Origin of the sequence: Micrococcus sp. GbtcB5 (genome assembly GCF_019091605.1) — a bacterium.
Lineage (GTDB): Bacteria > Actinomycetota > Actinomycetes > Actinomycetales > Micrococcaceae > Micrococcus > Micrococcus luteus.
In genome coordinates this window covers 1-244 of the sequence record NZ_JAGXJK010000358.1, presented here as the reverse complement: position 1 = coordinate 244, position 244 = coordinate 1, and the positions used below count along the sequence as shown (strand labels likewise).

Genomic DNA, 244 nt, shown 5'->3' with positions numbered 1-244 from the left:
CCTTCGTGCACTTCCTGGTCGAGAAGGGCCACGTGGACCGGGCCCCCGGCCGGGCGATCACCACCGGCACGCGCGCCGGCGTGAAGGCCGTGACCCGGCTCGAGCACGGCTACGCGAACGACATGGGCCCCTGGTCCTACCTCGACCCCGAGCTGGCGGAGGAGGCGGCGTCGGACGCGATGGTCCTCGCCCACGGCCTCACCGATCCGCGTCCGGCGCTGAGCATCTCGATGGGCAACCCCCA

Annotated in this window: 1 pseudogene; it reads left to right on the top strand. The window is 73.0% G+C overall.

The window, feature by feature from the left end:
* Positions 1–32 precede the first annotated feature (32 nt).
* A pseudogene (locus KVS67_RS12690) lies at positions 33–244 on the top strand (diaminopimelate epimerase); the annotation flags it as partial.